Source organism: Kitasatospora sp. NPDC057542, assembly GCF_042801945.1.
Taxonomy (GTDB): Bacteria; Actinomycetota; Actinomycetes; order Streptomycetales; family Streptomycetaceae; genus Kitasatospora.
Map to the genome: position 1 here is coordinate 1 of NZ_JBHVFE010000516.1, position 6,002 is coordinate 6,002.

General features: G+C 73.8%; 7 protein-coding genes. 3 read left to right on the top strand and 4 right to left on the bottom strand.

What is annotated here, in order from left to right:
- Nucleotides 1-185, bottom strand: a 185-nt coding sequence (locus ACFU7Y_RS38235) for a sigma factor (RefSeq protein WP_380771111.1), incomplete at its 3' end; no start/stop codon positions are given.
- A 304-nt stretch (nt 186-489) separates the two neighbouring features.
- On the opposite strand from ACFU7Y_RS38235, the gene ACFU7Y_RS38240 reads away from it, so the two are divergent.
- Complete coding sequence (locus tag ACFU7Y_RS38240) at nt 490-1,011, top strand: hypothetical protein (protein ID WP_224279279.1); 522 nt, start codon at nt 490-492, stop codon at nt 1,009-1,011.
- On the opposite strand, the gene ACFU7Y_RS38245 is transcribed toward ACFU7Y_RS38240, so the two are convergent.
- Nucleotides 1,001-1,594 (bottom strand): cysteine hydrolase family protein, encoded by a 594-nt coding sequence (locus ACFU7Y_RS38245; RefSeq protein WP_224279277.1) that lies wholly within the window; start codon nt 1,592-1,594, stop codon nt 1,001-1,003. The genes ACFU7Y_RS38240 and ACFU7Y_RS38245 overlap by 11 nt on opposite strands.
- A 72-nt stretch (nt 1,595-1,666) precedes the next feature.
- Between ACFU7Y_RS38245 and ACFU7Y_RS38250 the strand changes: the two genes are divergently transcribed.
- A complete protein-coding gene (locus tag ACFU7Y_RS38250; protein ID WP_380771108.1) occupies nt 1,667-2,629 on the top strand; it encodes a GlxA family transcriptional regulator in 963 nt (320 codons plus the stop codon).
- Between the two features lie 258 nt (nt 2,630-2,887).
- Here the strand turns inward: ACFU7Y_RS38250 and ACFU7Y_RS38255 are convergent, their stop codons facing one another.
- Together ACFU7Y_RS38255 and ACFU7Y_RS38260 are read right to left on the bottom strand one after the other, a co-directional pair.
- Nucleotides 2,888-4,471 (bottom strand): AMP-binding protein, encoded by a 1,584-nt coding sequence (locus ACFU7Y_RS38255; RefSeq protein WP_380771109.1) that lies wholly within the window; start codon nt 4,469-4,471, stop codon nt 2,888-2,890.
- A 149-nt stretch (nt 4,472-4,620) separates the two neighbouring features.
- On the bottom strand, nt 4,621-5,136 hold the full coding sequence (locus ACFU7Y_RS38260; protein WP_224279274.1) for a hypothetical protein: 516 nt from the start codon (nt 5,134-5,136) through the stop codon (nt 4,621-4,623).
- A gap of 135 nt (nt 5,137-5,271) precedes the next feature.
- Here ACFU7Y_RS38260 and ACFU7Y_RS38265 point away from each other — a divergent pair, with 135 nt between their 5' ends.
- Complete coding sequence (locus ACFU7Y_RS38265; RefSeq protein WP_380771110.1) at nt 5,272-5,964, top strand: alpha/beta fold hydrolase; 693 nt, start codon at nt 5,272-5,274, stop codon at nt 5,962-5,964.
- The last annotated feature ends 38 nt before the right edge of the window (nt 5,965-6,002 follow it).

A 6,002-nucleotide genomic window follows, 5' to 3' on the forward strand; every position in this document is an offset into this window, starting at 1 on the left:
GGCCCGGCGGGCTCCAGGGGCTCCTCGCGGCGCTGGGCGCGGGTGCGCAGCAGGTTCAGGCAGACCCGCGAGACCACCGTGGTCAGCCAGCCGGCGAGGTTGGCCACCTCGGAGGTGTCGGTGCGGTCGTAGCGGAGCCAGGCCTCCTGGAGGGCGTCCTCGGCCTCGCTGACCGAGCCGAGCATCCGGTACGCGACCGCGCGCAGGTGCGGGCGGTGCTCCTCGAAGAACACGACCCGGGCGGATTTCCCGTCCACCGTCTCGTCCACGTGTCACATTCCTTCGTCACCGGGGGCAGGGCAGCAGGAGCCACCCAACAACGGCTGCGGTGGGGAGATCAACTCCCTTCCCGGGACGAATCGGAGACGATCACGACGAGGAACCCCCGTGCTGGTCACCGGCGGCACCGGCACCCTGGGCAGGGAGGCGTACCCGGCGCGGCGGCCGACGGCCTGAGGACTGTCCGCGGCGGTCCGTAAGGTGGCCGCCATGTCCCTCCTCGATGCGATCCGCGCCGACTCCACCGCCGCCGACTTCCTGGCCTGGCCGGGCGACTTCTCCCTCGACGTCTACGAGCACGGGGAGGAGGTGGTGCTCGCCTCGGGCGCGGCCCTGGAGCCGGTGGCCAAGGACGGCGCGGGCGGCACCTTCTTCCTCTGCGGGGAGGGCGGCGAGGAGCGGCCGGTGCTGTACGCCGACTCCGAGGGCGGCGCCGCCCTGCTGGCCGTCGGGGTACCGGAGCTGGTCCGGCTGCTGCTGGCGGTGCCGTGGTGGCGGGACTGCCCGCGGCTGACGGCGCAGGAGAGCGCGGAGGCGGCCGAGGAGTACCTGGAGGACGAGCCCGGGCTCTACGCCGAGCGGGACGCGGCGGCCGCCGCGCTCGGGCTCGACGTCCCCTCCGCCGCCGAGGCCCTGGCGCGGCTGCGGGAGCTCGCGCTGGGCCTCGGGGCCTCGTACGTGCTGCTCAACGCCGAGGAGGGAAACGCCTACGAGCCGCTGTTCAGGCCGTAGCGGCTGCGGTGACGTCCTTGGTCGTCACGACCTTGGCGAAGCGCATCGCGTGCAGGGTCGTCGCCGTGGCGCGGGCGAGTTCGGCGGCGGGGATGGTGGTGCCGTCGGGGCCGGTCATGTCGAAGGAGTGCATGGCGTCGGTGGGGAAGATCGCGTCGTAGCCGAGGTTGCCGGCCATCCGGGCGGTGGTCTCGTTGCACACGTTGGTGATGATCCCGGTGACCACCACCTGCCGGGCGCCGCGCTCCTGGAGCCAGGCGTGCAGGTCGGGGGTGCCGTAGAAGGCGCTGTTGACGGTCTTGGTGACGTGCAGCGCGGGGGTGAGCTCGGCGACGAAGTCCTTCAGCTCGTACCCCGGGGTGCCCTCGGCCAGCGGGCCGACCGGGGCGGAGTGCTGCACGGTGACGATCGGACGGCCGGTGGCCTGCCAGACGGCGATCAGCTCGGCCATCCGCTGCTCGGCCTGCGGGTTGTCGCGGGGGCCGAAGTCCGGGGCCTCGAAGCCCTTCTGGACGTCGATGAGCAGCAGGACGGCGTCGGGGTCGAGGGTGAGCGGGGCGTCGAAGGCATCGGTGTTCGTCATGCCGTCCATGGTGGTCGGCGTCACCGGGAAGTCGTGATGGGCGCACATGCCACCCCTCGATAGATTTCTGCCATGCGTACGGTGGGTTGCCTGATCTTCGACGGTGTCCGGGCCTTCGACTACGCCGTGATCGCCGAGGTGTGGACGGACCGGTCCGCCCGGTTCGGCCTGCCCGCCTTCGACCTGCGGGTCTGCGGGCCGGAGGGCGCCCGGGTGCGGCTGGGCGGCGGGCTGGAGCGGGTTCCCGACGACGCGCCGGCGGCGCTGGCCGCGTGCGATCTGGTGGTGGTGCCGGGCGTCGAGGACCCGGCCGCCCGGCGGAGCCCGGAGATCCTGGAGGCCCTGCGGGCCGTCGCCGTCGCCGGCGTCCCGATCGCCTCGCTCTGCGCGGGCGCCTTCGTCCTCGCCGAGGCCGGCCTGCTGGACGGCCGCGAGGCCACCACCCACTGGGCGCTCGTCCCCGAACTCGCCCGCCGATTCCCGGCGGTGACGGTCCGGCCCGAGGTGCTCTTCACCGGCGGCGAGGGCCTGTGGACCTCGGCCGGCGTCGCGGCGGGCATCGACCTCTGCCTCCACCTCGTCCGCACCGCCCACGGCCAGCAGGCCGCCGCCACCATCGCCCGGGCCATGGTCACCGCCCCCTTCCGGGCGGGCGGCCAGGCCCAGTTCATCCCCTCCCCGGTCCCGGACGCCGCCGCCGACGACGACCCGCTCGCCCGGCTCCGCGCGGAGGTCCTGGCCTCCCTCGACACCCCCTGGACGGTGCGCCGGATGGCCGCCGCCGCGCTGATGTCCGAACGGACCTTCGCCCGCCACTTCACCGCCACCACCGGCACCACCCCGATGCGCTGGCTCCTCGACCAGCGCATCCTCACCGCCCAGCGCCTCCTGGAGGAGACCGACCTGCCCGTCGACACCGTCGCCGCCCACTGCGGCTTCGCCTCGGCGGTCTCGCTGCGGCCGGTCTTCGTGGACCGGGTCGGCGTCGCACCGAGGGAGTACCGCCGGGCCTTCCGGGGCCGGGAGGAGGGCTGAGCGTCGACCGCCGCTCCGACGGGGAGCGCCGCCACGATCCGACGCCGTGCACCGGGCCGACGCCGCCGGCGTCGGCGAACTGGCGCGTACGGGCCGGGAGGTGCCGGAGGCGGACGGGCGGGGCGGGGTGGCGGCCCTCAGCGCCGCCACCCCGTTGGCTTCTCGGCACGGGGGCCGTGGTTCGTTGAGCCAAACCCCACCTTGGGGTGAAGTCGGGAGGCAAGGCGCGGAACCCCGGCGCCGCCACCCCTGGTGTCCTCAGTCCGCGGCGACCTCGCGCAGGCGCTTCCTGTCCGGCTTGCCGACGGGCGTCAGCGGGATCTCGTCCACGAGGTGCAGAGCCTCGGGCGCGTAGATCCGCCCCTTGCGTTCGGTGACGAAGGCGCGGAGTTCGTCCAGCTCCGGCCGCTGTCCCGGGGTGGGGACGACGGCGACGTGGACGTGCTCCGCCTCCTGGTCGTCGCGGACCCCGAAGACGGCGCAGCGGGCGACCGTCGGGTGGGTGAGCAGGAGGTCCTCCACCTCGGAGGGGTAGACGTGCCCGCCGACCACGATGATCAGGTCCTTGACCCGGTCGGAGAGGTAGAGGTAGCCGTCCTTGTCGAAGTAGCCGACGTCGCCGGTGTCCAGCCAGCCGTCCCGCAGTACCGCGGCGGTGAGGTCGGGCCGCTTCCAGTACCCGGCCATGACGGTGTCGGAGCGCAGGTGGATCTCGCCCTGCTCGCCGGTCGGCAGGTCGGTGCCGTCGGGCGAGCGGATCGCCACCTCGACGCCCTGGGCGGGCCGGCCGACCGGGACCTGGGTGCTGCCCGGGCCGATCCGGTCGTGCTCCTGCGGGGTGAGCACGGAGATCATCTGCGCCTCCGACATCCCGTAGGCGCCCATCAGGACCGGCCCGAACACCTTGAGCGCCTCGCGGATCCGGGTCGGCGAGGCGGCGCAGCCCCCGTACGCGATCTGCCGCAGGCTGGACAGGTCGGTGCGGCCGATCGCCGGGTGGTCGAGCAGCTGGTAGAGCAGCGGCGGCAGCAGCCAGAGGTCGGTGATGCGTTCGCGCTCGATGGCGGCGAGCACCGCGCCGGGCTCGAAGGAGCGCTGGAGGATCACCGCGCCGCCGTGGTAGAGCGTCAGGTCGCACATGATGCCCGCGAGGTGGGCGAGCGGGGTGGCGGCGAGGAGCCGGGGTGCGCCGTCGGCGGGGTCGCTGCCGATCGGGGCGTCGAAGACGCGGCGGTAGGGCCCGTGCAGGCTGAGGATGCCCTTCGGGATGCCGGTGGTGCCGCCGGTGTGGCGGATGCCGAGGTCGTCGTCGGGGCCGATCCGGACGGCCGGCGGTTCGGCGGGGCGGTGGGCGGAGGCGGCGATCACGTCCGCGCCGACGGCGGCGGGGGCGCCGCCGGGCCCGGGGCCGAGGGTGAGGACGGTCGGCACGTCGATCAGTGGGAGCAACTCGGCTGCGGCGGCGTAGCGTTCGGCGTCCACGAGCAGCACGGTGGTGTCGACGCTCGCCGTGATCTCGGCGAGGATCGGGGTGCTCATGCCGTCGTACAGGTTCACCACCCGGGCGCCCGCGAGGCCCGCGGCGTACCGGGCGCTCAGGGCCTCGGGGGTGTTGCCGGTCAGCAGGGTCACGGTGCTGCCGACGGTGACGCCCCGGGCGGTCAGCTCGTGGGCGAGGCGGTAGGTGGTGGCGGCGAAGTCGCCGGCGGTGAGCTCGACGCCGTCGGCGGAGGTGATGGCCGGCCGGGAGGGGTCGGAGGCGAGGGACCGGAGGATCAGGGCGGGACCGCTGACGAACTCCGCGTCGGACATGGCTACTTCTTCCTTGTAGTTTGCAACCATGGCCACAGGCTAACCCCGGCCTCGCCGCCGTGCCGGGGATTCCCTGTGCATGATTGGTGTGAACACTCCGCCATCGGCGCATTCGTGACGACGAATCAGATCGGGGCGCCCCCTGCGCCGCCCCGTTCGAGTGAATCGCGCGGGGGCGCTCAGAACGCCGCCGGGGGCCGGAGGGCGAGGTCGGTGGCGGAGGCCCAGTGTGCGGCGGTGGCGGTGACGATCACGTAGCCCTGCTGGGAGGGGAGCCGGGGGATCAGGGCGCTGCGGCAGCCGTGGCTGTGGTGGACCTCGACGGGGGTGGGGACGCCGTGGAGCAGCACCTCGCCCGGGGTGGGCGGGCCGTCGAGCGGGGCCAGGTGGGTTCTGGGGTCGAGGCGGTCCGAATTGGCCAGGAAGGTGGAGAGCTGGGACTGCGGGGTGGTGAGGGAGCCCACCCGGTGGCCGGCCGGAACGGGCCGCGAGGTCTGGACGACGGCGACGAGCTCGCCGTCCAGGTGGTAGTTGAGGTCCAGGTGGCAGAGGTAGCCGTCGGAGGACAGGCGCCCGAGCAGGAAGGACCACCCGGGCGGAGCGGCGCGGAGGACGGCGATCTGCTCGCCCCACTCCTCGGCGGTCTCGCGGTGGGTCGGTATGCGGATGCTGCGCGGGCGGGTGTCGTGGAACAAGGACTTCCCCCAACGGGCCGTTCACGGATGGTCATTGGGATGAGTATGCGGGTGCCGCCCGGAGGTTCGGGCGCGGACCGGTCGGTAGGCTCGGGCGCGGTGCGGGGAGTGACCGATTCCTGAGGGGGACTGATCATGGCGACGTACGTTCTGATCCATGCCGCGGCTGTCGATGCCTGGTACTGGGGGCCGCTGGCGGCCGAGTTGCGGGAGCGGGGCCATGAGGTGGTCGCGCCGGACCTGCCGTGCGAGGACGAGGCGGCCGGCCTCGCCGAGTACGCGGACGCGGTGGTGGCGGCGATCGGCGAGCGGACGGGCCAACTCGTGCTGGTCGCCCACTCGTTCGGCGGCTTCACGGGCCCGCTGGTGTGCGAGCGACTGCCGGTGGACCTGCTGGTCATGCTCCAGGCCCAGGTGCCGGCCCCCGGGGAGTCGCCGGGCGCGTGGTGGGGGAACACCGGCTACTGGGCGGACCGGAGGGAATCCGACGCCGCCCGGGGCGTGGCGGAGGGCGCGGAGGAGGACGTGCGCTCCCTGGTCGTGCACGACACTCCGGCCGCACTGGCGGAGGAGTTCATCGCGGAGCACCAGCGGCAGCAGTCGCCGGCTCCGTTCGGGACGCCGTGGCCGGTGGACGCCTGGCCGCAGGTGCCGACCAGGTTCCTGATGTCCTCCGACGACCGGTTCTTCCCGGCCGCGTTCCTGCGGCGGCACGTCGAGGAGCGGCTCGGCTTCCGGCCGGACGAGATGCCGGGCGACCACTGCCCCATGCTCGGTCACCCGAAGGAGCTGGCCGAGCGGCTGGAGGCGTACCGGGCGGCGCTGTAGGCGGCGCTTCAGCAGGGCGTCGCGCAGGAAGTCGGCTG